This window comes from Pseudomonas silesiensis (assembly GCF_001661075.1).
Taxonomy (GTDB): Bacteria; Pseudomonadota; Gammaproteobacteria; order Pseudomonadales; family Pseudomonadaceae; genus Aquipseudomonas; species Aquipseudomonas silesiensis.
In genome coordinates this window covers 6,777,039-6,800,679 of sequence record NZ_CP014870.1, presented here as the reverse complement: position 1 = coordinate 6,800,679, position 23,641 = coordinate 6,777,039, and the positions used below count along the sequence as shown (strand labels likewise).

General features: G+C 60.2%; 23 protein-coding genes. 11 read left to right on the top strand and 12 right to left on the bottom strand.

Annotated features, from left to right (window positions below; all coding sequences use genetic code 11):
• Window positions 1-21: 21 nt before the first annotated feature.
• From PMA3_RS30255 to PMA3_RS30245, 3 genes are all read right to left on the bottom strand, one after another.
• Window positions 22-1,680, bottom strand: a complete 1,659-nt coding sequence (locus PMA3_RS30255) for a Na/Pi cotransporter family protein (RefSeq protein ID WP_064680564.1) — start codon at window positions 1,678-1,680, stop codon at window positions 22-24.
• Between the two features lie 297 nt (window positions 1,681-1,977).
• Entirely contained in the window at window positions 1,978-2,745 is a 768-nt protein-coding gene (locus tag PMA3_RS30250; protein WP_064680563.1) for a TerC family protein, read from the bottom strand.
• A gap of 85 nt (window positions 2,746-2,830) precedes the next feature.
• Window positions 2,831-4,138: a CitMHS family transporter gene (locus PMA3_RS30245; RefSeq protein ID WP_064680562.1), complete on the bottom strand. Its 1,308-nt coding sequence runs from the start codon at window positions 4,136-4,138 to the stop codon at window positions 2,831-2,833.
• Between the two features lie 314 nt (window positions 4,139-4,452).
• Between PMA3_RS30245 and PMA3_RS30240 the strand changes: the two genes are divergently transcribed.
• Entirely contained in the window at window positions 4,453-4,854 is a 402-nt protein-coding gene (locus tag PMA3_RS30240) for a GFA family protein (RefSeq protein WP_064680561.1), read from the top strand.
• Here the strand turns inward: PMA3_RS30240 and PMA3_RS30235 are convergent, their stop codons facing one another.
• On the bottom strand, window positions 4,855-5,181 hold the full coding sequence (locus PMA3_RS30235; RefSeq protein WP_064680560.1) for a DOPA 4,5-dioxygenase family protein: 327 nt from the start codon (window positions 5,179-5,181) through the stop codon (window positions 4,855-4,857). It abuts the gene before it with no gap.
• Window positions 5,182-5,265: 84 nt separating this feature from the next.
• Here PMA3_RS30235 and PMA3_RS30230 point away from each other — a divergent pair, with 84 nt between their 5' ends.
• Window positions 5,266-5,931 (top strand): NAD(P)-dependent oxidoreductase, encoded by a 666-nt coding sequence (locus tag PMA3_RS30230; RefSeq protein ID WP_064680559.1) that lies wholly within the window; start codon window positions 5,266-5,268, stop codon window positions 5,929-5,931.
• A 10-nt stretch (window positions 5,932-5,941) separates the two neighbouring features.
• Here the strand turns inward: PMA3_RS30230 and PMA3_RS30225 are convergent, their stop codons facing one another.
• Window positions 5,942-6,892 (bottom strand): choline sulfate utilization transcriptional regulator, encoded by a 951-nt coding sequence (locus PMA3_RS30225; RefSeq protein ID WP_064680558.1) that lies wholly within the window; start codon window positions 6,890-6,892, stop codon window positions 5,942-5,944.
• Window positions 6,893-7,006: 114 nt separating this feature from the next.
• Between PMA3_RS30225 and betC the strand changes: the two genes are divergently transcribed.
• The 3 genes from betC to PMA3_RS30210 all read left to right on the top strand — a co-directional run bounded on the left by betC (window position 7,007) and on the right by PMA3_RS30210 (window position 11,281).
• The gene (betC, locus tag PMA3_RS30220) at window positions 7,007-8,521 is read left to right on the top strand and encodes a choline-sulfatase (protein WP_064680557.1); all 1,515 of its coding nucleotides are present in this window, start codon (window positions 7,007-7,009) and stop codon (window positions 8,519-8,521) included.
• A 16-nt stretch (window positions 8,522-8,537) separates the two neighbouring features.
• The gene (choX, locus tag PMA3_RS30215) at window positions 8,538-9,458 is read left to right on the top strand and encodes a choline ABC transporter substrate-binding protein (protein ID WP_064680556.1); all 921 of its coding nucleotides are present in this window, start codon (window positions 8,538-8,540) and stop codon (window positions 9,456-9,458) included.
• A 254-nt stretch (window positions 9,459-9,712) separates the two neighbouring features.
• Window positions 9,713-11,281, top strand: a complete 1,569-nt coding sequence (locus tag PMA3_RS30210) for a SulP family inorganic anion transporter (RefSeq protein WP_064680555.1) — start codon at window positions 9,713-9,715, stop codon at window positions 11,279-11,281.
• A 107-nt stretch (window positions 11,282-11,388) separates the two neighbouring features.
• On the opposite strand, the gene aroE is transcribed toward PMA3_RS30210, so the two are convergent.
• Window positions 11,389-12,210: a shikimate dehydrogenase gene (aroE, locus tag PMA3_RS30205; protein ID WP_064680554.1), complete on the bottom strand. Its 822-nt coding sequence runs from the start codon at window positions 12,208-12,210 to the stop codon at window positions 11,389-11,391.
• A 13-nt stretch (window positions 12,211-12,223) separates the two neighbouring features.
• Window positions 12,224-13,138, bottom strand: coding sequence for an oxygen-dependent coproporphyrinogen oxidase (gene hemF / locus PMA3_RS30200; protein WP_064680553.1), 915 nt, complete (start codon window positions 13,136-13,138; stop codon window positions 12,224-12,226).
• A 179-nt stretch (window positions 13,139-13,317) separates the two neighbouring features.
• Between hemF and PMA3_RS30195 the strand changes: the two genes are divergently transcribed.
• Entirely contained in the window at window positions 13,318-14,295 is a 978-nt protein-coding gene (locus PMA3_RS30195; RefSeq protein ID WP_064680552.1) for an NADPH:quinone reductase, read from the top strand.
• Between the two features lie 85 nt (window positions 14,296-14,380).
• Here the strand turns inward: PMA3_RS30195 and tsaC are convergent, their stop codons facing one another.
• From tsaC to PMA3_RS30180, 3 genes are all read right to left on the bottom strand, one after another.
• A complete protein-coding gene (tsaC, locus tag PMA3_RS30190; RefSeq protein ID WP_064680551.1) occupies window positions 14,381-14,938 on the bottom strand; it encodes an L-threonylcarbamoyladenylate synthase type 1 TsaC in 558 nt (185 codons plus the stop codon).
• A 54-nt stretch (window positions 14,939-14,992) separates the two neighbouring features.
• Complete coding sequence (gene dprA, locus PMA3_RS30185; protein ID WP_064680550.1) at window positions 14,993-16,099, bottom strand: DNA-processing protein DprA; 1,107 nt, start codon at window positions 16,097-16,099, stop codon at window positions 14,993-14,995.
• Window positions 16,100-16,179: 80 nt separating this feature from the next.
• On the bottom strand, window positions 16,180-17,205 hold the full coding sequence (locus tag PMA3_RS30180; RefSeq protein WP_064680549.1) for a LysM peptidoglycan-binding domain-containing protein: 1,026 nt from the start codon (window positions 17,203-17,205) through the stop codon (window positions 16,180-16,182).
• Between the two features lie 166 nt (window positions 17,206-17,371).
• Here PMA3_RS30180 and def point away from each other — a divergent pair, with 166 nt between their 5' ends.
• The 5 genes from def to PMA3_RS30155 all read left to right on the top strand — a co-directional run bounded on the left by def (window position 17,372) and on the right by PMA3_RS30155 (window position 22,104).
• The gene (gene def / locus PMA3_RS30175) at window positions 17,372-17,878 is read left to right on the top strand and encodes a peptide deformylase (RefSeq protein ID WP_064680548.1); all 507 of its coding nucleotides are present in this window, start codon (window positions 17,372-17,374) and stop codon (window positions 17,876-17,878) included.
• 57 nt (window positions 17,879-17,935) lie between these two features.
• Window positions 17,936-18,895, top strand: coding sequence for a methionyl-tRNA formyltransferase (fmt, locus tag PMA3_RS30170; RefSeq protein ID WP_064680547.1), 960 nt, complete (start codon window positions 17,936-17,938; stop codon window positions 18,893-18,895).
• Complete coding sequence (gene rsmB, locus PMA3_RS30165) at window positions 18,892-20,202, top strand: 16S rRNA (cytosine(967)-C(5))-methyltransferase RsmB (protein WP_064680546.1); 1,311 nt, start codon at window positions 18,892-18,894, stop codon at window positions 20,200-20,202. The genes fmt and rsmB overlap by 4 nt, the downstream gene beginning before the upstream one ends.
• Before the next feature lie 23 nt (window positions 20,203-20,225).
• Window positions 20,226-21,599: a Trk system potassium transporter TrkA gene (trkA, locus tag PMA3_RS30160; protein WP_064680545.1), complete on the top strand. Its 1,374-nt coding sequence runs from the start codon at window positions 20,226-20,228 to the stop codon at window positions 21,597-21,599.
• Window positions 21,600-21,789: 190 nt separating this feature from the next.
• Window positions 21,790-22,104 (top strand): tetratricopeptide repeat protein, encoded by a 315-nt coding sequence (locus tag PMA3_RS30155; RefSeq protein WP_064680544.1) that lies wholly within the window; start codon window positions 21,790-21,792, stop codon window positions 22,102-22,104.
• Between the two features lie 7 nt (window positions 22,105-22,111).
• Here the strand turns inward: PMA3_RS30155 and PMA3_RS30150 are convergent, their stop codons facing one another.
• Window positions 22,112-22,999, bottom strand: a complete 888-nt coding sequence (locus PMA3_RS30150; RefSeq protein WP_064680543.1) for a lysophospholipid acyltransferase — start codon at window positions 22,997-22,999, stop codon at window positions 22,112-22,114.
• A 40-nt stretch (window positions 23,000-23,039) separates the two neighbouring features.
• Complete coding sequence (tag, locus tag PMA3_RS30145) at window positions 23,040-23,597, bottom strand: DNA-3-methyladenine glycosylase I (RefSeq protein ID WP_064680542.1); 558 nt, start codon at window positions 23,595-23,597, stop codon at window positions 23,040-23,042.
• Window positions 23,598-23,641 lie beyond the last annotated feature (44 nt).

The window sequence follows — 23,641 nt, the reverse complement described above, 5'->3', positions numbered from 1 at the left end:
ACTGACCACTGTGCCAGACGTTCAAGGCGAATGCGTGATGTCTGCCAAATCGTCGACAGCCAGCGCGCCGGTGTCCGAGGTCTCCAGCACCACATAAGCGCTACTGCAGAACAGCGAGTTCAGCCGCTTCATGTCCGCAATCAACTCCAGATGCAGCGAACTGGTCTCGATACTCTGCACGACCTTGCGTTGCAATCGACTGACGTGAGCATGGGCCAGACGGCGCTCCTGGGCGCGAAAGCGACGTTTCTCACGCAGCAACTGGCGGGCACTTTCCTTATCGGCGCTGAGGAACACCGACAACCCGAGTCGCAAGTTGGAAATCAACTGGCTGTGGAGCCCGGCCAATTCTTCCAGCCCGACCTCGGAAAAAGACCGCCGCTGCGAGGTTTTCTGCTGCTGGACCTTGCGCAACATGCGCTCGATCAGGTCGCTGGCGAGTTTGAGATTGATCGCCAGCTCGATGATTTCCGCCCAGCGCCGACTGTCCTGGTCGCTGAGGTCCTCCCGGGGCATTTGCGCCAGATAGAGCTTGATGGCGCCGTAGAGCGCCTCCACATCATCGGTCAGGCGACGCATTTCCTGGGTGACGGCGGTTTGCTTGCCGCGCAGCACGTCGAGCATGGCTTCAAGCATGTTGTCGATCAGGTCGCCGATGCGCAGGGTTTCCCGGGCGGCGTTGGCCAGCGCCAGGCTGGGGGTGACCAACGCGGTCGGGTCAAGATGTCGTGGTTTGGCGGTGCCGTTGATTTGCGGACGCTCCGGCAGCACCCATGCACAGAACCTGGCCATCGGCCCGACACTGGGCAGCAGGATCAGGCAGCGGGCTGTGTTGTAGAGCAGGTGGAAGCCGATGACCATTTCCTGGGGGCTGAAGTCCAGGCCATCCATCCAGTGCGCCAAGGGATCGAGCACCGGAATGATCAGCAGCAGGCCGATCAGCTTGTACAGCAGGCTGCCCAACGCCACCTGACGGCCAGCCGCGTTCTGCATGCTGGTGCTGAGGAAGGCGAGGATGCCGCTGCCAATGTTGGCGCCGATCACCAAGCCGATGGCCACGGGCAGACTGATCACCCCGGCACCGGCCAGGGTCGCCGTCAGCAGGACGGCGGCCAGGCTGGAATAGGAAATCATGGCAAACAGCGCGCCGACCAGGGCATCGAGCAGGATGTCGCCGGTCAGCGAGGCGAAGATCACTTTCACCCCCTGGGCCTGGGTGATCGGCGCGGCGGATTCGACGATCAGTTGCAGCGCCAGGATGATCAGCCCCAGACCGATACTGACGCGGCCCATTTGCCCCAGTCGGGTCTGTTTGCGGGACAGGAAGAAAATCACCCCGAGGAAAATCAGCAGCGGCGACAGCCACGACAAATCCAGGGTTAACACGCGCGCCATTAGCGCGGTCCCCACGTCGGCCCCGAGCATGGTCGCCAGGGCAGGGGTCAGTGCCATCAGGCCCTGACCGACAAAGGAGGTGACGAGCATGGCCGTGGCATTGCTGCTCTGGACCATGGCCGTCACCACGATTCCCGAGATGAATGCCAGCGAGCGCCTGGACATGTTCTGACCGATGACGTGGCGCAAGTTGGAGCCGTAGACCCGCAGGATGCCGGTTCGGACGATGTGCGTGCCCCAGATCAACAAGGCTACGGCTGATAACAAATTGAGCAGGGTGAGCATGCAGGCCCCCTGTGGTGGTAGCGCCCCAATGGGGCAAAGTTGACGGTGCCGCGCTTTTTTCTACGTTCTGTATTTAAGCTGTAGTTGGCTAACGGTCTGGGCGCCAGCATCGCATAGCTAAAGAAGTGATTGAAACAAAACTGTCATGAAAACAGTTTGCTGCCATCACGCAAAACAAATGTGGGAGCGGGCTTGCTCGCGAAGGCGGAGTATCAGGCAACATTGATGTCGACTGATACTCCGCCTTCGCGAGCAAGCCCGCTCCCACAGGTTTTGCGTGTTCAGGAAAGCCCGGAGTTACTGGCCCGGAATATCCTTGCGCAGTTTCACTGGGTCCGTCTGTTTGCGCTTTTTCGCCATCGCGGTACGCAGCTTGATGTTGATCGTCTCCACCGCCAGCGAGAACGCCATGGCGAAGTAGACGTAGCCTTTTGGCAGGTGCACATCCAGAGACTCGGCAATCAACACGGTACCGACCAGCAACAGGAACGACAGCGCCAGCATTTTCAGCGAAGGGTGCTTGTCGATGAACTCGCTGATGGTGCGCGAGGCAACCATCATCACCAGCACCGCAACGATGATCGCTGCAACCATGACCGGTACGTGGGAAACCATGCCCACCGCGGTGATCACCGAGTCCAGCGAGAACACGATGTCGATGATCGCGATCTGGATGATGGTGTAGAGGAAGTTGCCGCCCTTGCCCGAAGGCTCGTCGCCGCTTTCATCTTCGCCTTCCAGCGCGTGGTACATCTCCTGGGAGCTCTTCCACAGCAGGAACAGACCACCGAAGAACAGGATCAGGTCGCGCCCGGAGATACCCTGGCCGAACACTTCTAACAGGTCGGCGGTGAGGCGCATGACCCAGGTGATCGACAGCAACAACAGAATCCGCGTGACCATGGCCAGGGCCAGGCCGAAAATCCGGGTGCGCTGCTGCATGTGTTTGGGCATGCGGCTGACCAGGATCGAAATCATGATGATGTTATCGATACCCAGGACGATTTCCAGGGCGGTCAGGGTAAAGAAGGCAACCCAGATTTCAGGGTTGGTCAGCCATTCCATGTGTATTCCTTTGAGCGATTGTTAAACCAGGCCGGGCCCGGACTTCAAAACCACGAAGCCGGACCCGTCATGGTGAGTCTTGGGCTTATAGAGTGCTGAACAGCGGAAAAATCCCCATCAGCAATGCGGCGACCAGTATGCACAGGCAAACCAGCACTGCCCACTTCAAGGTGAACCGTTGATGATCACCGAAATCGATACCGGCCAGGGCCACCAACAGGTAAGTCGACGGTACCAGCGGGCTCAACAAGTGGACGGGCTGACCGACGATCGAGGCACGTGCCATTTCAACCGCGGTAATTCCGTAGTGACTCGCGGCCTCGGCAAGCACCGGTAACACGCCATAATAAAACGCGTCGTTGGACATGAAGAACGTGAACGGCATGCTCACCAACGCGGTGATTACGGCCAGGTACGGGCCGAGGAAGTCCGGAATTACCGATAACAGGCTTTTCGACATCGCGTCGACCATGCCAGTGCCCGAGAGGATACCGGTGAAAATGCCCGCGGCAAAGATCAAACCGACCACGGCAAGCACGCTACCGGCGTGGGCCGCGACGCGATCCTTTTGCTGTTGCAGGCACGGGTAATTGACGATCATCGCGATACTGAAGGCCACCATGAACAACACGGGCAGCGGCAACAGGCCGGCGACGAGGGTGCACATCAGGCCCAGCGTCAGGGCGCCGTTGAACCAGATCAGCTTCGGACGCCGGGCATCCGGGAACTGGGAAACGCTGATTTCGCTGTGGTCGATTTCATCGCCCACCAGGTGCAATTCACCCAGACGGGCACGTTCACGTTTACCGTAGAAGTAGGCAATCGCCAGGATCGCTACGACACCGGCCAGCATCGCGGGCACCATCGGCACAAAGATGTCGGACGGATCGACGTGCAGCGCACTGGCCGCACGAGCGGTCGGGCCGCCCCATGGGGTCATGTTCATCACACCACCGGCGAGGATGATCAGACCGGCCATGATCCGCGGGCTCATGCCGATGCGGCTGTAGAGCGGCAGCATGGCGGCCACGCAGATCATGTAAGTGGTGGCGCCGTCACCATCGAGGGACACCACGAGCGCCAGCACGGCGGTACCGACCGACACTTTCAGCGGATCGCCCTTGACCAGCTTGAGGATCTTACGCACGGCCGGGTCGAACAGGCCGGAATCGATCATGAGGGCAAAGTAGAGAATGGCGAACATCAGCATCACGCCGGTGGGCGCCAGCTTGGTGATGCCTTCGAGCATCATCGGGCCGATCTTCGGCGCGAACCCACCGAACAGGGCAAACAGGATCGGGATGATGATCAACGCGATCAGCGCGGACAGGCGCTTGGTCATGATCAGGAACATGAACGTGATGACCATGGCAAAGCCAAGGAAAGTCAGCATGGGAATACTCCAGGCATAGCGCGGCTAGGGAATGGGCGAACCGGTTGGGTCAGCGCAGAACGGGAAGCACGAGAGGTACGGGTGGAGTGGCGGCGAAGCGGCGAGTAGCAGAAGACATCAGGATCACCATTGTTGTTGTTAAATGGGCTGTGCGAGCGATAAAACACTGGCATTGGCCAACCGGTCTGTTGCCGGCAGTGAGGCGATCCTAATCGCGCAAGCTTTCACCCAGCTTTCGCGGATGAAAGCATTGACCGGATGTGCAACCGGTCGTCGGACCGAAAGCGTGGCAATACGCAGGAGGAGGGAAGGTCATGAGCGAACTTCATACGGGCGGCTGCCACTGCGGGCAACTGCGCTATCAATTCAGCGGAGCGTTGCACGACATCGCCCACTGTCATTGTTCAATCTGCCGACGGGTCAGCGGTGCGGTTGTGACCACCTGGATCACCGTGCCGGCATCGGCCTTTCAATGGCTGACCGGGCAGCCGGCGCAGTATGACTCTTCCCCGACCTGCGCCCGATACTTCTGCCGCCACTGTGGCGCGCAGCTGGCGCTGGTGACACAACTCAGTGCGGACAGTATCGACGTGACCATCGCCACGCTCGATCATCCCGAGCAGGCCCCGGCCGAACGCCACATCTGGACTGACAGCCGTCTGCCGTGGCTGCATCTGGATGAGCACTTGCCGTCTGAGCCTGAAGAAACCCTCTGATCAAAAAACAGACAGGTCCAGCGGACGAATCGCGCCCATCCAGATTGCGTGCTCTGTATGGTCGAGCAGATCGTTACCGGTGTCCGGGTGCAGAAATACCACCAACCCCTTGCGGTTGAGTGCCAACCAGGGCAGCACGTCGCCAATGTATTGCGGCTCGAAAGCAAGTTGGCAACTCCAGTCCGGGTGTGGGCCGACCGGGCGTTCGTGGACCCGCCCCATTTTCACCGGAAATAACGTCGCCGCTTGCTCACACAAGGTGCGCGCCAGCTCGATAGTGCCGGCATTAAAATAGACATGTGCGTGGTAACCCTTGACCTGTTGCATCTGGAACCCTCTGAAAACCCGTTCGAACCCTCACCGTCTCTTACAGGTCACACGCCATATACGTAAGAAACAAGGACCGCAGCCATGAAAAATGCCGAGACCCCCGTTGTGAAAGTGGTGCTTTATGGTGCCATGAGTAGCCTGGGCAGTGCGCTGATGGCTGAAATGCTGCGGCGCCAGCATGAAGTGATCGCCATTCTCGATGACCTGACAGCGCTAGCGCCGCGCCCGGGTTTACGCGCCAAGACCGGGGATTTGTTCGATGCCGAACGCGTGAAGCAAAGCGTGGCCGGGAGTTCGGCGGTCATTTGTCTGTTGGATGCACCCGGTTTGCCATTCAATAGCGAGCATGTAGAAAAAACCATCGTGCCGGGCCCTGTCGAACAAGTGCTGGCAGTGGATGCATTGATCGCCGGGATGCAGGCTGCCGGTATTGCCCGGCTGTTTCTGGTGGGCGATTTCGAGGTGCTGGATGATCCGGAGATCGAGGATCAACTGGAACGCCACGCCGCCGAAGAAATCCGCGAGGCGCTGCAAAGCAGTGCGTTGCACTGGACGCTGGTGAACGCGCCGCGTGGGGTGCCGGGGCTGACCATTGAACATTTCAGCCAGGTAAGCAGCAGCCTCGAACCGGGTCTGGCCGAACCGCTCACCCGGTTGAACCGTGTAGCGGTCGGGATTGCCGATGAATTGCACCTGAATTTGCACATTGGTGAGCATGTAAATTTCATTGCGACGTCAGAACCGTAACAGATCGCTATCACACGGCAATCGACGGTAGAGGCAAGCCGTTAAGTGATTGTGCACTGCAGGCCTGCTCGGCCATCAACCAGTCCACGAATTGTTGAATCAGCGGCCCACGCCGTTTGCGCTGGGGCAGAACCACGTAATAACCCAACCTGGAAATCACCGTCTCGGCAATCGGCCGGCACAATAACCCTTGCGCCAGCAAGTTATCCACAAGGTGCCGCCACCCGATCGCCACGCCTTGCCCGCCAATCGCCGCTTGAATCAACAAGGTGTAGTTGTCGAAACGCAATTGCCCCGGTGCTGGCGCCGACGAGATACCCAGCTCGCGAAATACGCCGCTCCAGTCGAACCAATTGCTGCTGTTTTCACCACGCAGGTGCAGCAGAGGGAATTCCAGCAACGTCTGAACCGGCAAGGGCAAGGGGCGTTCCTTCAATAGCAGCGGACTGCACACTGGAAACACTTCCTCGCTGAACAGCCAATGGCTTTCACCCTGTTTGAAGCGGCCATCCCCGAACAACACGGCCACATCGATATCGGTGCGCAGCATGTTGAGGCTGCGTTCGCTGGTAACCAGGCTGACATCCACCTGAGGGTTGGCGGCGTGAAATCGATGCAATCGCGGCATCAGCCAATAGGCGGCGAAAGCAAAATCGGTGGCCACCTGCAACACCTCGTGCTGATGCTGTGCGCTGATCGCGCTCAATCCAGCGTCTATATTCTGCAAACCTGCCTGAACTTGCTGAAAAAGAATCGACCCGGCCTCGGTCAATTCAATGCCGCGATAAATCCGATCAAACAGTCGCGTCCCAAGCTGGTCTTCCAACCGTTTGATCTGTTGGCTGATGGCCGGCTGCGTAGTGCCAAGTTCCACCGCCGCCGCAGTGAAGCTACGCTGCCTGGCTGCGGCCTCGAACGCGCGCAGCAAATCCAGAGACAAATCACCAAGGGCGTCATACATAAGCTGTGCTTATCCTAGTCATTGCCGCGCATGGGCTTTACCACAATCTGCATGGACTCCATGCTCGATCGCAGCACTCTCGCATAAATATTCACTATGGAATGCCGCGATCACATGAAGCGCAAGAATATTCTTTTCATCATGGCCGATCAGATGGCCGCGCCAATGTTGCCGTTCTACGGTCCATCGCCCATCAAGCTACCCAATCTGAGTCGCCTCGCCGCCGAAGGCGTGGTGTTCGACGCCGCGTATTGCAACAGCCCGCTGTGCGCGCCGTCGCGGTTTACCCTGGTCAGCGGACAGTTGCCGAGCAAGATCGGCGCCTACGACAACGCGGCCGATTTCCCCGCCGATGTACCGACTTATGCCCACTACCTGCGTCGCCTCGGTTACCGCACTGCATTGTCCGGCAAGATGCACTTCTGCGGCCCCGACCAGTTGCATGGTTATGAAGAACGCCTGACCAGCGATATTTATCCCGCCGACTATGGCTGGTCGGTGAACTGGGATGAACCGGACGTGCGGCCGACCTGGTTCCACAACATGTCCTCGGTGCTGCAAGCCGGACCGTGCGTGCGCACCAATCAGCTGGATTTTGATGAAGAGGTCGTGTTCAAGGCCCAGCAATATCTGTTTGACCACATCCGTGAAGATGGCGATCAGCCATTCTGCCTCACCGTTTCAATGACTCACCCGCACGATCCGTACACCATCCCCAAAGCGTTCTGGGATATGTATGACGACGCCGACATTCCATTGCCTGATACCCCGCCGCAGTCCGAACTTGATCCGCATTCCCAGCGCTTGCTGAAAGTATATGACCTGTGGGACAAACCGTTGCCTGTGGATAAAATCCGCGATGCACGCCGTGCCTACTTCGGCGCATGCAGCTATATCGACAGCAACGTCGGCAAACTCCTGCAAACTCTCGAGGATACTGGCCTTATCGACGACACCATCATCGTATTCTCTGGCGACCACGGTGACATGCTCGGCGAACGTGGGCTCTGGTACAAAATGCACTGGTTCGAAATGGCCGCGCGGGTACCGCTGCTGATCAGTGCACCCGGGCAATTTGGCGCCGGCCGGATCAGCGCGGCAGTATCAACTGCGGATCTGCTGCCAACCTTCGTGGAATTGGCCGGCGGTTCACTGGAGCCAGGCTTGCCACTGGACGGTCGCTCGCTGGTTCCGCACCTGCAAGGGCAGGGCGGTCACGACGAAGTCTTTGGCGAATACATGGCTGAGGGCACCATCAGCCCGCTGATGATGATCCGTCGCGGCGCCTATAAATTTATCTACAGCGAAGACGACCCTTGCCTACTCTTCGACGTACACAACGACCCGCGTGAACAGGAAGAACTCAGCCAGTCGCCCCAACATTTGCAGCTGTTCGAAGCATTCCTCGCTGAAGCACGCACCAAATGGAATATCCCGGCGATCCACCAACAGGTGCTCGCGAGCCAGCGCCGCCGGCGTTTTGTCGCCCAAGCGCTGACCATCGGCAAGTTGAAGAGCTGGGATCACCAGCCGCTGGTGGACGCCAGTCAGCAATACATGCGCAACCACATCGACCTTGATGATCTGGAGCGCAAAGCACGTTATCCACAACCCTGCCAAAACCAATAATGTTAAGGGGAAGTCCATGCAAAAGTTATCCACAGTACTGACGGTAGGGTTCCTGGCGCTAGGCAGTGCATCGGCGTTCGCCGAGCAAGGCTGCGAAACCGTGAAGATGGCCGACCCTGGCTGGAGCGACATTGCCGCGACCAACGCCATCACCGGTTTTCTGCTGGACGGCATGGGCTACAAGGCCAAGGTCGACACCCTGGCGGTGCCGATCACCTTTGGCGGTCTCAAGGATGGCCAGGTGGACGTGTTTCTGGGTAACTGGATGCCCGCGCAACAGGGCTTCTACGATAAGTTCGTGGCCACCGGCGATGTCACTCAACTGGCGAAGAACCTCGAAGGCACCGAGTTCACGCTCGCTGTCCCGGATTACGTCTGGGACGCTGGGGTGCATGACTTTGCCGACCTGAACAAACACGCCGACAAGTTCGAAAAGAAGATCTATGGCATCGGCTCGGGCGCTCCGGCCAACATCTCCCTGCAGGAAATGATCAAGAAGAACGACTTCGACATGGGCCAGTGGAAGCTCGTCGAGTCCAGTGAGCAGGCGATGCTGGCCGAAGTGTCCCGGGCGGTGAAAAAGCAGAAGTTCGTGACCTTTCTCGGCTGGACCCCGCACCCGATGAACGTACAGCTGAAAATGCATTACCTGAAGGGCGGCGAGAAGTATTTCGGCGATACCGGCAGCGTCTACACCCTGACTCGCAAAGGTTATGCACAGGCCTGCCCGAACGTTGGCAAAATGCTCACCAACCTGAATTTCACCCAGGAGATGGAGAACAGCATCATGGCTGAGGTGGTGAACAAGAAAATCAGCAATGCCGCTGCGGCCAAGGCCTGGATCAAGGCCAATCCGGCGGTGCTGGATAAATGGCTGGACGGGGTGAAGACCGTGGATGGGAAGGATGCGTTGCCGGCCGTGAAAGCCAAGTTGTAACCATTTCTGAATTTCTGTGGGAGCGAGGTTGCTCGCGAAAGGGCCATCAGACCCGGCATTCATGTCGCCTGATACCCCGCATTCGCGAGCAAGCCGGAACGCCGCAGCAGCAAGCGCGCGCTCACAGGACCGCGCATTTCCCTGTGGGAGCGAGCCGGCTCCGGGCGTCGTTCCGACGAATCGATTTTCGCCCTTGCGCCGTGGCAACTGAAACACCACCCTGACACCTTCTGCAGTCATCACCGAGAGGATCCATGGCCTTCCCCAGCCGCCATTCACTCTTCCCCTTCCTGACCTGGCTGCCGCGGCAGACCCGCGCCAGCGTTGGCCGTGACCTGCTCGTCGGCCTCAGCGGTGCAATTCTTGCCTTGCCGCAATCCATTGCCTACGCCCTGATTGCCGGCCTCCCACCGGAGTATGGCTTGTACGCCGCGATCATCCCGGTGCTGATTGCCTGCCTGTGGGGTTCGTCCTGGCATCTGATCTGCGGTCCTACGGCGGCCATCTCGATCGTCCTGTACGCCAGCGTCAGTCCCCTAGCCGTTCCTGCGTCAGAGGATTACGTCACCCTGATCCTATTACTGACGCTGCTTGCCGGCGTTTTCCAGTGGCTGCTGGGATTGCTACGTTTTGGCGCTTTGGTGAATTTCGTTTCGCACTCGGTGGTGCTGGGCTTCACCCTCGGCGCGGCAGTGGTGATTGCCATCGGTCAACTGCCGAACCTGCTGGGCCTGGACGTGCCCAACCAGGCGACCGCGCTGGACAGCCTCCTGATGGTGTTCAAGCACTTGGGCGAAGTGGATAAACCCTCGCTGGCGCTGGGGCTGGCAACGGTAGTGGTGGGCGTGATTTTGAAATTGCTGCTGCGACGCTGGCCGACCTTATTGATCACCCTGATCCTGAGCGGCCTGCTGGTCTGGCTATGGCCAGCCATGTTCGGTCATGTGAAGCTGGTCAGCGCGTTTGTCGGACGGCTGCCACCCTTCAGCCCATTGCCGCTGGACCTGGACCTGATCCTGCGCCTGCTGCCCAGCGCCGTAGCGGTCGGGATGCTCGGGCTGGTGACAAGCCTGTCGATTGCCCGTTCCTTGTCGGCCCGTTCGCAGCAACTGCTCGACGCCAATCAGGAAGTCCGCGCCCAGGGTTTATCGAACATGGTAGGTGCGTTTTTTTCCGGCTCGCTGTCAGCCGGTTCCTTCACCCGCTCAGGCCTGAGCTACGAGGCCGGCGCCTGCTCGCCGCTGGCTGGGGTCTTTTCAGCATTATGGGTAGCGCTGTTTGCCATCTTTGGCGCGAACTTGATCGCGCATATCCCCATCCCGGCCATGGCCGGCAGCATTCTGTTGATCGCCTGGGGACTGGTTGACCATCGCGGGATCCGTGCGCTGTGGCGGGTCAGCCGCGCCGAGTTTCTGGTCATGGCGCTGACCTGTATCGCCACGCTGCTGCTGGAACTGCAGACGGCGATCTATGCCGGTGTTTTGGCTTCGCTGTTTTTCTACCTCAAACGCACGTCGCAACCACGGGTGCAGCATTGGCGCGATGGCGATGAAGACATTCTGCGAGTCGGCGGCTCGATCTTTTTCGGCGCCAGCCATTACCTGCAGGTACGCCTGCAGCGGATGCACGGCGTGCGCGTAGTGATCGAGGCGCAGCAGATCAACTTCATCGACTATTCAGGCGTGGAAATGCTGCATCAGGAAGCGCGGCGGCTGTTGCAACAGAATCGCAGCCTGACCCTGCGCGGGGCGCGACCACCGGTGGTGGAGGAGTTGAGAAAACTGGAAGGCGCGGAGAAATGCCCGATCCGGTTTGAAGACTGAACACCCCGCCCCTGTAGGAGCGAGGCTTGCCCGCGAAGAACGATAATGCGGTGTACCTGATGCATCGCGGCGTCCCATTCGCGGGCAAGCCTCGCTCCTACAGGTAATTACAGCGCAAGCTGGCGGCGCAGTTCGGCCAGTACTGGAGCCGTATCCGGCCGCACACCGCGCCACAGGAAGAACGCCTCAGCCGCCTGTTCGGCGAGCATCCCCAAGCCATCCATCGCCACCGCCGCGCCATGCTCACTGGCCCAACGACAAAACGAAGTCGGGTCCTTGCCGTACATCATGTCATAGCAGACCGTCTTGCCCGGCTCGATCAAACTGCTGGCAATCGGCGGTACATCGCCGGTAAGGCTCGCGGACGTTGCGTTGATGATCAAGTCCACCGGCTCCTGCAACCAATCGAAACCACTGGCCGACACCGGCCCCAGGTCAGCGAACAGTTCCGCCAGCAACTCGGCTTTTTCCACCGTGCGGTTGGCGATGATCACCGACGCGGGCTGTTCGGCCAGCAACGGCTCCAGCGCCCCACGCACCGCGCCACCGGCACCCAGCAGCAGGATGCGTTTGCCCTTCAGGCTGAACCCGGCATTGACCGTCAGGTCTCGTACCAGTCCGGCGCCATCGGTGTTGTCACCCAACAGACTGCCATCGGCCAATTTGCTCAGGGTGTTCACCGCGCCGGCCCGTTGCGCCCGCTCCGTCAGACTGTTCGCCAGGCGATAGGCGTCTTCCTTGAACGGCACCGTCACATTCGCTCCGCGACCTTCGCGGAAAAATGCCTGGGCGCAACCAGAAAAGTCGTCGAGTGGCGCCAGCAAGGTGCTGTAGTCGAGCTGTTGCGCGGTCTGCTCGGCAAACAAACGGTGGATCAGCGGCGACTTGCTGTGGCCAATCGGGTTACCGAATACGACGTAGCGATCCATCAGGATTCCTCGTTCAGGCGTTGGCTAACCAATCGCGGTCTTGCAGGAAGTATTCGGTCAGGCGCGCTTCTTCGCTGCCCGGCTCGGCTTTCCAGTCATACGCCCAGCGAACCTTCGGCGGCAGGGACATCAGGATCGACTCGGTGCGCCCGCCCGATTGCAGGCCGAAAAGCGTACCGCGGTCGTAGACCAGGTTGAATTCGACGTAACGGCCACGCCGGAATTCCTGGAATTCGCGCTGTTTCGCGCTGAATGCATCATTTTTGCGGCGCTGCATGATCGGCAGGTACGCATCGATGAAGGCATCACCAATGGCGCGCATGAAGGCGAAGCTGGTGTCGAAGTCCCACTCGTTCAGGTCATCGAAGAACAGACCACCGATACCTCGAGGCTCGTGGCGATGCTTGATATGGAAGTAGCTGTCACACCAGGCCTTGTAGCGTGAATAAACGTCCGGACCGAACGGCGCGCAAGCCTGCTCGGCGACGCGGTGCCAATGCACGCAGTCTTCTTCATTGCCGTAATAAGGCGTCAGGTCGAAGCCGCCACCGAACCACCAGACTGGTTCTTCACCTTCTTTTTCCGCGATGAAAAAGCGCACGTTGGCGTGGGAAGTCGGCACATGGGGATTGTGCGGGTGAATCACCAACGACACACCCAGGGCTTCGAAGCCACGGCCTGCCAGTTCTGGTCGATGGGCGCTGGCGGATGGTGGGAGACCACTGCCGAAGACGTGGGAAAAGTTGACGCCGCCTTTTTCGATGACCGCGCCGTTTTCGATCACCCGGGTGCGACCGCCGCCGCCGGCAGGCCGGGTCCAGGCATCTTCGACGAAATGCGCAGCGCCATCTTCAGCTTCCAGAGCTGCGCAAATGCGGTCTTGCAGGTCGAGCAGGTAGGCTTTTACGGCCTCGGTGCGGGTCGTCATGTCATCACCTTGAATCGGGCAAAGCGACGCGGCGCTCCATCGGAGCGGGGGCCGGCGCAAATGGGCGCGTAGCATAACATCGCAGGTGCACCCTTCGCAGTTGACGAAGATCAAGCTTGAGCGTTCGATAGGGCGCTTGACGCAACAATCCAAGAAGCCAAGACCCAAGGAGAGTTCTGATGGCAAAACGTATCCAGTTCCGCGCCCATGGCGGCCCCGAAGTGCTCGAGTATGTCGATTACCAACCCGCCGAGCCCGGCCCGCAGCAGGTTCGCGTGAGCAACAAGGCCATCGGCCTGAACTTCATCGACACTTATTATCGCAGCGGTCTTTATCCGCCGCCGTCCCTGCCATCGGGCCTGGGCTCCGAAGGCGCGGGCGTAGTCGAGGCGGTGGGCAGCGAAGTGACCCGGTTCAAGGTCGGTGATCGCGTGGCTTACGGCAGCGGCCCGCTAGGTGCCTACAGCGACGTTCATGTATTGCCCCAAGCCAATCTGGTGCTTCTGCCAGACGCGATCAGTTTTGAACAGGCCGCAGGCGTGATGCTCAAGGGCCTGACCGTGCAGTACCTGCTGCGCCAGACCTACGAACTCAAGGGCGGCGAAACCATTTTGTTCCACGCTGCGGCCGGCGGTGTCGGCTCCCTGGCGTGCCAATGGGCCAAGGCCTTGGGCGTGAAGTTGATCGGCACGGTGAGTTCACCGCAGAAAGCCGCACTGGCCAAGGCCAACGGCGCCTGGGCCACCATCGACTACAGCCATGAAAACGTCGCACAACGCGTGCTGGAATTGACTGACGGCAAAAAAGTCCCGGTGGTGTACGACGGCGTCGGCAAAGACACTTGGCTGACTTCGCTCGACAGCGTTGCTCCACGTGGCCTGGTGGTGAGTTTTGGCAATGCGTCAGGCGCGGTGGACGGGGTGAACTTGGGGATTTTGTCGGCGAAGGGTTCGCTGTATGTGACCCGGCCGACCTTGGCGACCTACGCCAACACTGCGGAAAACCTGCAGCGCATGGCTGATGAGCTGTTCGAGATGATCATCAGCGGGAAGCTGAAGGTGGATATCAGTCAGAAGTATCCATTGGCTGAGGCGGCCAAGGCCCAGGCGGAGTTGTCGGCTCGGCGTACGACTGGTTCGACTATTCTGTTGCCTTGAGGGCCTCTTCGCGGGCAAGCCTCGCTCCTACAGGGTCTAGACCCTGTAGGAGCGAGGCTTGCCCGCGAAGAACGATAACGCGGTTTTAATCCGGGCGAATTACGTTGCCAGTCGCCACGTCTCGAATAACACTCGGATTCTTGCGCCCTCCAAGGTTCCCACCCAGAATCAGATCAAGCTGCCCCCGGAAATACTGCTCGATACGAATCCGCGTCCGCGCCGCCGGTCGCCCCTGTGGGTTGGCCGACGTCGACACCAGCGGCCCCACCAACGCGCACAAATCCCGCACCTGCGGGTGATCGCTCACTCGCAGCGCCACCGTCTCGTGCACACCCGTGATCCACTGCGGCAACTGATTCTGATGCGGCACCAGCCAGGTATTCGGCCCTGGCCAGGTGCTGGCCATGCGGTCCATCCACAACTCAGGGAAATCTTCGAAAAGGAAGTCGAACTGGCGGATGTTATCGGCGACCAGGATCAAGCCCTTCCCCACAGACCGTCCCTTGATCAGCAGCAGACGGTCCACCGCTTCTTCATCCCACGGGTCGCACCCCAGGCCCCAGACCGCTTCGGTTGGATAGGCAATCACCGCGCCTGCGCGAATGGCTCGTGCGGCTTGTTGCACACGCCAACTGTTGACCATGAAAAACTCTCCGGAATAAGGCTCTGCGCAGTTTACCTTTCTTCATTATAAAACCTAGCTCACCCGCGCAAACCAGCGCCCGCTTTCGCAAACCGCACACCCCTCCATCTCCAGTTCCGTCAGCGCCACCAGCACTTTCGGCAACGCCCAGCCGCTGGCGTCTGCCAGCGCCTCACTGGTGTGGGGTGCCGCGTGGAGCAGCATAAGCAGCGGATGCACTGCAGAAGTCGAGGGCGTCTCGGTGGATAACGGTAACCGTTGCCAGCCGCGCAAGGCTTCGAGGATATGCTCGATGGTTTCCACCAACACCGCCCCGTCGCGGATCAATTGATGACAACCCCGCGCGCCGGGATGATGAATCGACCCGGGAATCGCATAAACCTCTCGACCTTGCTCCGCCGCCAGCCTCGCGGTGATCAACGAACCGCTGGCAACACTCGCCTCGACCACCAGTACCCCGAGTGACAAACCACTGATGATGCGGTTGCGCCGAGGGAAGTTGCTGGCGGTAGGTCCGGCGTCCAGCGGGAACTCCGAAAGCACTGCGCTCCCCGATGCAATCATGGCCTCGGCCAGCCTTCGATTGCGCTGTGGATAAAACTTTTCAAGTCCCGTGCCAAGTACCCCGACCGTTCGCCCGCCCACGTCCATTGCCGCCTGATGCGCAGCGGCGTCAATTCCGAGAGCCAGGCCGCTGGTGATGACAAAACCGGCACTCGCCAGGCTCCGGGAAAACGCGGCGGCGGTGTCCATGCCGGGCCGGGAAGCGCGACGGCTGCCGACCATCGCCAGCTGCGGCTTTTCCAGAATATCCGGATCGCCTGCGACGAATAACAGCGGCGGCGCATCGCTGATTTCAGCGAGCAACGCCGGGTAGTCGGGCTGGTCCCACATCAGCAAATGCTGGCCCGGACGCTCTAGCCAGGCCAATGCGTGGCTGGCACCGTCGCGAATTTCACTGGCGCGCCTGGCCTCCGAGCATGCAAGGGGCAGGCCCAGCGCACGCCAGGCACTCGCTGGCGCGCTGATGGCTTTAGACGCCGAACCGAACGCCTCGAGCAATTTCTTGAAACGCGCAGGGCCGAGTTCCGGCAAACGGTGCAGGCGTAATCGAGCTTCCAGTTCCGCAGGGGAAACCGGTGAAATTCCAGGTAGCGACATGGATCATCCTTGATCGTTATAAGCCCCGTTCAACCGGGAACAAGCTGTGGATAACTCTGTTGGTAACTTGTGGAGCCTGCTTACGGATTTCGTACCTTGTCCATCACCGCCAGCGAGCGCGAAGCATTGAGTACCAGCCCGTAGCTGAGCTTGTCATAAGTACGGAACACCATCAGCAGACCCGCACGCTCATCGGGAATCTTCACCGGTTGACCGGTGATCCGGTCCCGTACCGTTTCGCCGGTTTTCATCACCACCAGCACATTGCCTTCGGCGAGCCCATCGCGTTGGCCCTTATTCAGCGTGACTACATCCATTGCACCAATCTGGGTAACCCCGCGCGGCACGTCGATGATCAAGCCGTTGATTTCGGTTTCAGGCGAACCGGGCATGAAGGTCGAGTTGATGGATCGCTCTTCGCTGCTGAACAAGCGATCGCCGAGCCGTACTTCCTGTGTAGTGCGTTGCAGCGCCAGGGTGGCGACGTCATCTTCGGTGGCCACAATCTCGCCACTGCCGATATCGTCGGCATTGATTCCCAGGAACTCCTGGCTCTGGGGGTCGGTATAGACCTTGCCCTGACGGAAAATGCCGTAGACCGGCTGATCCGGGTCGAAGTGCCCGCGGGCGAAGATGCGGTCACCGGTGCCACTGAGCACCCGCTCGGCATCGCCTGCGACGATATACGGCGCCTTGTCGAAGTCCTCGACCTTGTCGACGATGCGGTTGCTCAGCAGAAAGCTGTTGATCGCTTGCAGTGGAATGCTCGGGATGGCGTCGGCCACCGGACTTCTGCGGATGCGGGGAGAGAGCTTGATAGTGCCCCGGGAAGCACCGCGATTGAGGGTCAGGCGCGGCTGACCGTTGACGTAGACCAGCGACAGCGTGTCGCCGGGATAGATCAGATTGGGGTTCTCGATCTGCGGATTGGCCTGCCAGAGCTCGGGCCATTTCCACGGCTCACGCAGGTATTTTCCCGATATGTCCCAGAGTGTGTCCCCCGTGACAACCGTGTATTGCTGTGGAAAACCTTCCCTGAGTTGCACTTGCCCATGCGCAAAACCGGCCGAGGCCAGAAGGAGCAAGGCGAGTAGTGATTTCCTCATGCGGTGAATCCCTTTATTATGTGCGTTCGCGTGAAACGCCAGAGCCCTCGTGGCTCGCTCCCGGCTTGCTTATGCAAGGGAGCTACGTTTTACAACGGTAGCCGGCATCTTCGGACCCGCCAGGCCATCGACCCGACTTTACCTCACACGTGCAGCAATTGAGCTTATGGCCATTTTAGACATCCTCGAATTTCCCGATTCGCGCCTGCGCACTATCGCCAAACCAGTGGCCGTAGTGGACGACGAAGTGCGTCAGTTGGTCGACGATATGTTTGAAACAATGTATGAAGCGCCAGGCATCGGCCTCGCCGCGACCCAGGTCAACGTGCATAAACGTATCGTCGTCATGGACCTCTCCGAAGACCGCAGCGAACCGCGGGTGTTCATCAACCCCGAGTTCGAAACCCTGACCGACGAGATGGAACAATATCAGGAAGGTTGCCTCTCGGTGCCGGGCTTCTACGAAAACGTCGATCGCCCGCAGAAGGTCAAGGTCAAGGCCCTGGACCGCGACGGCCAGCCTTACGAACTGATCGCCGAAGGCCTGCTCGCCGTGTGCATCCAGCATGAATGCGACCACCTCAACGGTAAATTGTTCGTCGACTACCTGTCCACGCTCAAACGCGACCGAATCAAGAAGAAACTGGAAAAGCTCCATCGCCAGAACGCTTGATGCCCTTCTTCCAAAGGCTTGCTGCGGCAAGCCTTTTTCTTTTCAGAGATCGCTCCCATGACTGAGCCACTGCGCATTGTCTTTGCCGGCACCCCGGAATTCGCCGCCGAACACCTCAAGGCCCTGCTCGACAGCCCTTACGAGATCGTTGCGGTCTACACCCAGCCGGACCGTCCGGCGGGCCGTGGGCAAAAGCTGATGCCAAGCCCGGTCAAACAGCTGGCTCTGGAACACCATCTCCCGGTGCTGCAGCCGCCGACCCTGCGCAACGAAGACGCCCAGGCCGAACTGGCTGCGTTGAAGCCGGACTTGCTGGTGGTGGTCGCCTACGGCCTGATCCTGCCACAGGTGGTACTGGATATCCCGCGCCTGGGTTGCATCAACAGCCACGCCTCCCTGCTGCCACGCTGGCGCGGTGCGGCACCGATCCAGCGCGCCGTCGAAGCCGGTGACAGCGAAAGCGGCGTGACCGTGATGCGCATGGAAGCCGGCCTCGATACCGGGCCAATGCTGCTCAAAGTCACTACGCCGATCACCGGTGAAGACACCGGCGGAAGCCTTCATGACCGTCTGGCAGAAATGGGCCCGCCCGCTGTGGTCCAGGCGATTGCGGCGCTCGCTGCAGGCACGCTGGACGGCGAAGTTCAGGACGACAGCCTCGCCACCTACGCGCACAAACTGAACAAGGACGAAGCGCGCATCGACTGGAGTCGCCCGGCGGTTGAGCTGGAACGCCTGGTCCGCGCCTTCAATCCGTGGCCGATCTGCCACAGCACGCTCAATGGCGAGGCACTGAAAGTCCTGGCGGCGAGCCTGACTGAAGGGCAGGGCGCTCCCGGAGAAATCCTCGGCGCCAGCAAAGACGGCTTGATCGTCGCTTGCGGCGCACAGGCTTTGTGTCTGACCCGTCTGCAATTGCCCGGCGGCAAAGCGCTGAACTTCAGCGACCTGTTCAACAGCCGTCGGGAGAAGTTCGCCGTCGGCACCGTCCTCGGTCAAACGGCGGACGTTCAATGAATCCGCGTCTGGCCGCCGCCAAGGCACTGGCTGCTGTTCTTAACGGAAAAGCCTCTCTCAACAGTTCTCTGCCGACACAAATGGACAAGGTCGAAGACCGTGATCGCGGCTTCACCCAGGACCTGGCGTTCGGCACCGCCCGCTGGCAGCCGCGTTTGTCGGCGCTGGCGGCGAAGTTGTTGCAAAAACCGTTCAAGGCAGCGGACGCCGATGTCGAAGCATTGCTGCTGGTCGGCCTCTACCAGCTGCTCTATACCCGGGTGCCGGCCCACGCCGCCATTGGCGAAACTGTCGGTTGCGCCGACAAGCTGAAAAAGCCCTGGGCCAAGGCGCTGCTGAATGCTGTTTTACGCCGCGCCCAACGGGAAAGCGAAGCGTTGCTTGCCGAACTGGAACACGATCCGGTGGTGCGTACCGCTCACCCGCGCTGGCTGCAAAAATCCCTGAAGGCTTTCTGGCCTGAGCAATGGGAAGCCATCTGTGCGGCAAACAATGCGCACCCGCCGATGATTCTGCGGGTCAACCGTCGCCATCACGCACGCGACGCCTACCTGGGGTTGCTGGGCGAAGCCGGCATCGCTGCCACGCCGTGCATCTATAGTCAGGATGGCATCATCCTCGACGCCGCAGCCGACGTGCGCAGCCTGCCGGGTTTTGCCGAAGGCTGGATCAGCGTGCAGGACGAAGCGGCACAGCTGGCAGCCGATCTGCTCGACCTGGCGCCGGGTCAACGGGTGCTGGACGCCTGCTGCGCACCGGGTGGCAAGACCTGCCACATCCTTGAAGCCGAACCGGCATTGGCCGGCGTCGTCGCCGTGGACCTGGAAGCCAAGCGCCTGGTGCGGGTGCGCGAAAACCTTGCACGCCTGGGCCTGAGCGCCGAACTGATCGCCGCCGACGGCCGCGACACCGCGACCTGGTGGGACGGCAAACCGTTCCAGCGTATTCTGCTGGATGCGCCGTGCTCGGCCACCGGTGTGATCCGCCGTCACCCGGACATCAAGCTGACCCGCCAGCCGGATGACATCGCCGCACTTGCATTGTTGCAAGGTGAATTGCTTGATGCCATGTGGATAACTCTGGAGGTCGGCGGGATCCTGCTTTACGCCACCTGTTCCACGTTGCCGACCGAGAATACCGAAGTCATCGAGGCCTTCCTCGCCCGCACGCCGGGCGCCCGTGAGCTGGACCTCGCCACCACGGCCGGCATCAAGCAGCCCCATGGTCGCCAGTTGCTGGCCCAGGAAGGCGGCCACGACGGGTTCTACTACGCCAAGCTGATCAAGATCGCCGCCGCGCGCGGTTAACCGGGTTTTAAGGGAGTGACTGGATGAAAATCATCATCCTAGGTGCAGGGCAGGTCGGCGGTTCGCTGGCGGAACACTTGGCCAGCGAGGCCAATGACATCACGGTCGTCGACACCGACGGCGATCGACTGCGCGACCTCGGCGACCGGCTGGACATCCGCACGGTGCAGGGGCGCGGCTCGCTCCCGACCGTTCTGCGCCAGGCTGGCGCAGACGACGCCGACATGTTGGTGGCCGTGACCAACAGCGATGAAACCAACATGGTGGCCTGTCAGGTCGCCCACACCCTGTTCCACACGCCGACCAAGATTGCCCGGGTCCGCGAAGCGGCTTACCTGACGCGCAATGATCTGTTCGACAACGAAGCGATTCCGGTGGACGTGCTGATCAGTCCGGAGCAAGTGGTCACCAACTACATCAAGCGCCTGATCCAGCATCCAGGCGCATTGCAGGTGATCGATTTCGCCGAGGGCAAAGCCCAGCTAGTGGCCGTCAAGGCTTACTACGGTGGTCCGCTGGTGGGCCAGCAACTGCGGCAATTGCGCGAGCACATGCCGAATGTAGAAACCCGGGTCGCGGCAATTTTCCGCCGTGACCGACCCATCCTGCCCCAGGGCGATACGGTGATCGAGGCAGACGACGAAGTATTTTTCATCGCGGCCAAGGCGAATATTCGCGCAGTGATGAGTGAAATGCGCCGCCTCGATGAGAGCTACAAGCGCATTGTCATCGCTGGCGGCGGGCAGATCGGTGAACGCCTGGCGGAGGCCATCGAAAGCCGTTACCAGGTGAAGATCATCGAGATGAACCCGACGCGCTGCCGTCATCTTTCGGACACCCTCGACAGCACCGTGGTGCTGCAGGGCAGCGCTTCGGATCGGGATCTGCTGCTGGAAGAGAACATCGCCGACGCCGATCTGTTTCTCGCTCTGACCAACGACGACGAAGCCAACATCATGTCGTCCTTGCTGGCCAAGCGCCTGGGCGCGAAGAAGGTGATGACGATCATCAACAACCCGGCGTATGTCGACCTGATCCAGGGCGGCGACATCGACATCGCCATCAGCCCGCAACTGGCGACTATCGGTACGTTGCTGGCCCATGTGCGGCGCGGCGATATTGTCAGCGTGCACTCATTGCGGCGCGGCGCGGCGGAGGCCATCGAGGCCATTGCCCACGGCGATGAGAAGTCGAGCAAAGTCATCGGTAAATCCATCGAGAACATCGGCCTGCCGCCAGGGACCACCATCGGCGCGATCATTCGCGACGAAGAGGTGATCATCGCCCACGACAACACCGTGATCGCGGCGGGCGATCATGTGATTCTGTTTCTTGTGGATAAGAAGCATATTCGGGATGTGGAAAAGCTGTTTCATGTGGGACTCAGCTTCTTCTGATCCTGTAGTTGCAGTGGCTGGACGGGCCTCTTCGCGGGCAAGTCGAATCGTCGCACCGCCGCTCCCACAGGGATTTCGGCCGAACACAAGATATGTGTTCAATGCAAAACACTGTGGGAGCGGGCTTGCCCGCGATAGCGGTCTCACTGCATCAGATATCCCCCTGACACACCTTAATAAGGAATCCACCATGCTCGAATCCCTGGAAAAAATGCTCGCCAAGGGTGTGGATAACTCATTGCTACGCTTCGGCCTCGGCAAGGGTTACCTGGATCTGGGGGAGAACGCCAAGGCCGCCGAGCATTTCCAGCGCTGCGTCGAGTTCGATCCAAAGTATTCGGCGGCCTGGAAACTGTTGGGCAAGGCCCATCTGGCGCTGGCGGATTATCCGGCTGCGCGCCAGGCCTGGGAACAAGGCCTGGAAGCCGCCCGCGGCCATGGCGACAAGCAGGCGGAAAAGGAAATGACAGTGTTCCTGAAAAAGCTCGAACGTCAGGCGCACTGATCAAAGGTCAATACCAGCGCTCCTCACCCGGTGGACGCTTCTTGAAGCGCTTCATGCTCCACATGTACTGGCTTGGATAAGCCCGGACATAGCGCTCAACCACCTGACTCATGGCCGCACAGGATGTCTCGGTATCGGTGCTGTACATGGCTTCTGGCGCGGCTTCGAGGATCACCTTGTAACCCGAACCGTCCGGCAGCCGCAGGGCATGCAGGAACACGCCGACCGCTTTGCCACCGGCAAGCATGTTCGGTACGAATTTGCTGGTCAGTGCCTGCGTCGCGAAAAACGGCACGAAGATCCCGGCGGATTCGGCGGGTTCCGGGTCGGCGGGAATCCCTACGGCCCCCCCTTTGCGCACTTCCTTGATCACGCTGAGAATGCCTTCCTTGGTGGAGGCGGCAACACGATTGCCCAACTGCACCCGCTGCTTGCGCAGCAAATCATCCACCGCCTTCAGCTTGGGCGGACGATAGAAAATGATCGGTTTGCACTGATTGCAATAGAAGTGGTTCAACACCTCCCAATTGCCCAGATGGCTGGTGATGCCGACGACGCCTTTGCCGGAGGCGAGGGCATCCTTCAATATGTCGAGACCCTCGACTTCACGCACCAGATCGATCGAGCGCTGAGCCGGCCAGATCCAGGCGCAGGCGCTTTCGGTCAGGGACTTGCCAATATCTCTCAGGCTCTGGCCGACCAGGCGCTCCCGTTCAGCCGGATCCATGTCGGGAAAGCACTTGGCAAGATTGATCCGCACCACGTCGCGGGAACGGTTGGGCGTTTTCCACATGACCCAGCCAATGGCCGAGCCGACGGCCTGCACGGCCCGCCACGGGAGCAGGGCAAACAGCCGCAGAGCGCCCACCAGCATGGCGCCTTTAAACTTTTCCACAGGTCACTCCTGATCTTTTGCTGTGCGCGAGGCGGCCATTCTAACCGCCGTTCGCCAGGGGCGCGTAGCGATCGCAATCCCGGGTGTGGTCCATGACCATGCCCGAAGCCTGCATCAGCGCGTAGCAAATGGTCGGGCCGACGAACGTGAAACCGGCCTTTTTCAGGCCTTTGCTCATCTCCACGGCGGTCGGCGTCACGGCCGGCACTTCGGTTCGATCCTTGAAATGATTGATCACAGGCTTGCCGCCGACGAACGACCAGAGGAACGCCACCGGGTCCTCCAGCGCCAGCCAGGCCTGGGCATTGCGCCGGGCCGCATTGAGTTTGAGGCGATTGCGGATGATCCCCGGATCGAGCATCAACTCATCGATTTCCGCGTCGCTCATCTGCGCTACGCGCTGGACATCGAAGCCGAACAATACCTCGCGATAACGCTCGCGTTTACGCAACACCGTGATCCAGGACAGGCCCGCCTGGAACCCTTCGAGCAAAAGCAACTCGAATAATCCCTGCGCATCGCGTAGCGGCGTACCCCACTCCTGATCGTGATAAGCCATGTACAGCGGATCTTCGGAACACCAAAAGCAGCGTGGCATAAGGCTCCAGGGGGCGTGCGCAGGACCGAATCGGGTATACTCCC

Coding starts and splice junctions, on each gene's coding strand:
- PMA3_RS30255 (WP_064680564.1), bottom strand. CDS start 1,680: ATGCTCACCCTGCTCAATTTGTTATCAGCCGTAGCCTTGTTGATCTGG.
- PMA3_RS30250 (WP_064680563.1), bottom strand. CDS start 2,745: ATGGAATGGCTGACCAACCCTGAAATCTGGGTTGCCTTCTTTACCCTG.
- PMA3_RS30245 (WP_064680562.1), bottom strand. CDS start 4,138: ATGCTGACTTTCCTTGGCTTTGCCATGGTCATCACGTTCATGTTCCTG.
- PMA3_RS30240 (WP_064680561.1), top strand. CDS start 4,453: ATGAGCGAACTTCATACGGGCGGCTGCCACTGCGGGCAACTGCGCTAT.
- PMA3_RS30235 (WP_064680560.1), bottom strand. CDS start 5,181: ATGCAACAGGTCAAGGGTTACCACGCACATGTCTATTTTAATGCCGGC.
- PMA3_RS30230 (WP_064680559.1), top strand. CDS start 5,266: ATGAAAAATGCCGAGACCCCCGTTGTGAAAGTGGTGCTTTATGGTGCC.
- PMA3_RS30225 (WP_064680558.1), bottom strand. CDS start 6,892: ATGTATGACGCCCTTGGTGATTTGTCTCTGGATTTGCTGCGCGCGTTC.
- betC (WP_064680557.1), top strand. CDS start 7,007: ATGAAGCGCAAGAATATTCTTTTCATCATGGCCGATCAGATGGCCGCG.
- choX (WP_064680556.1), top strand. CDS start 8,538: ATGCAAAAGTTATCCACAGTACTGACGGTAGGGTTCCTGGCGCTAGGC.
- PMA3_RS30210 (WP_064680555.1), top strand. CDS start 9,713: ATGGCCTTCCCCAGCCGCCATTCACTCTTCCCCTTCCTGACCTGGCTG.
- aroE (WP_064680554.1), bottom strand. CDS start 12,210: ATGGATCGCTACGTCGTATTCGGTAACCCGATTGGCCACAGCAAGTCG.
- hemF (WP_064680553.1), bottom strand. CDS start 13,138: ATGACGACCCGCACCGAGGCCGTAAAAGCCTACCTGCTCGACCTGCAA.
- PMA3_RS30195 (WP_064680552.1), top strand. CDS start 13,318: ATGGCAAAACGTATCCAGTTCCGCGCCCATGGCGGCCCCGAAGTGCTC.
- tsaC (WP_064680551.1), bottom strand. CDS start 14,938: ATGGTCAACAGTTGGCGTGTGCAACAAGCCGCACGAGCCATTCGCGCA.
- dprA (WP_064680550.1), bottom strand. CDS start 16,099: ATGTCGCTACCTGGAATTTCACCGGTTTCCCCTGCGGAACTGGAAGCT.
- PMA3_RS30180 (WP_064680549.1), bottom strand. CDS start 17,205: ATGAGGAAATCACTACTCGCCTTGCTCCTTCTGGCCTCGGCCGGTTTT.
- def (WP_064680548.1), top strand. CDS start 17,372: ATGGCCATTTTAGACATCCTCGAATTTCCCGATTCGCGCCTGCGCACT.
- fmt (WP_064680547.1), top strand. CDS start 17,936: ATGACTGAGCCACTGCGCATTGTCTTTGCCGGCACCCCGGAATTCGCC.
- rsmB (WP_064680546.1), top strand. CDS start 18,892: ATGAATCCGCGTCTGGCCGCCGCCAAGGCACTGGCTGCTGTTCTTAAC.
- trkA (WP_064680545.1), top strand. CDS start 20,226: ATGAAAATCATCATCCTAGGTGCAGGGCAGGTCGGCGGTTCGCTGGCG.
- PMA3_RS30155 (WP_064680544.1), top strand. CDS start 21,790: ATGCTCGAATCCCTGGAAAAAATGCTCGCCAAGGGTGTGGATAACTCA.
- tag (WP_064680542.1), bottom strand. CDS start 23,597: ATGCCACGCTGCTTTTGGTGTTCCGAAGATCCGCTGTACATGGCTTAT.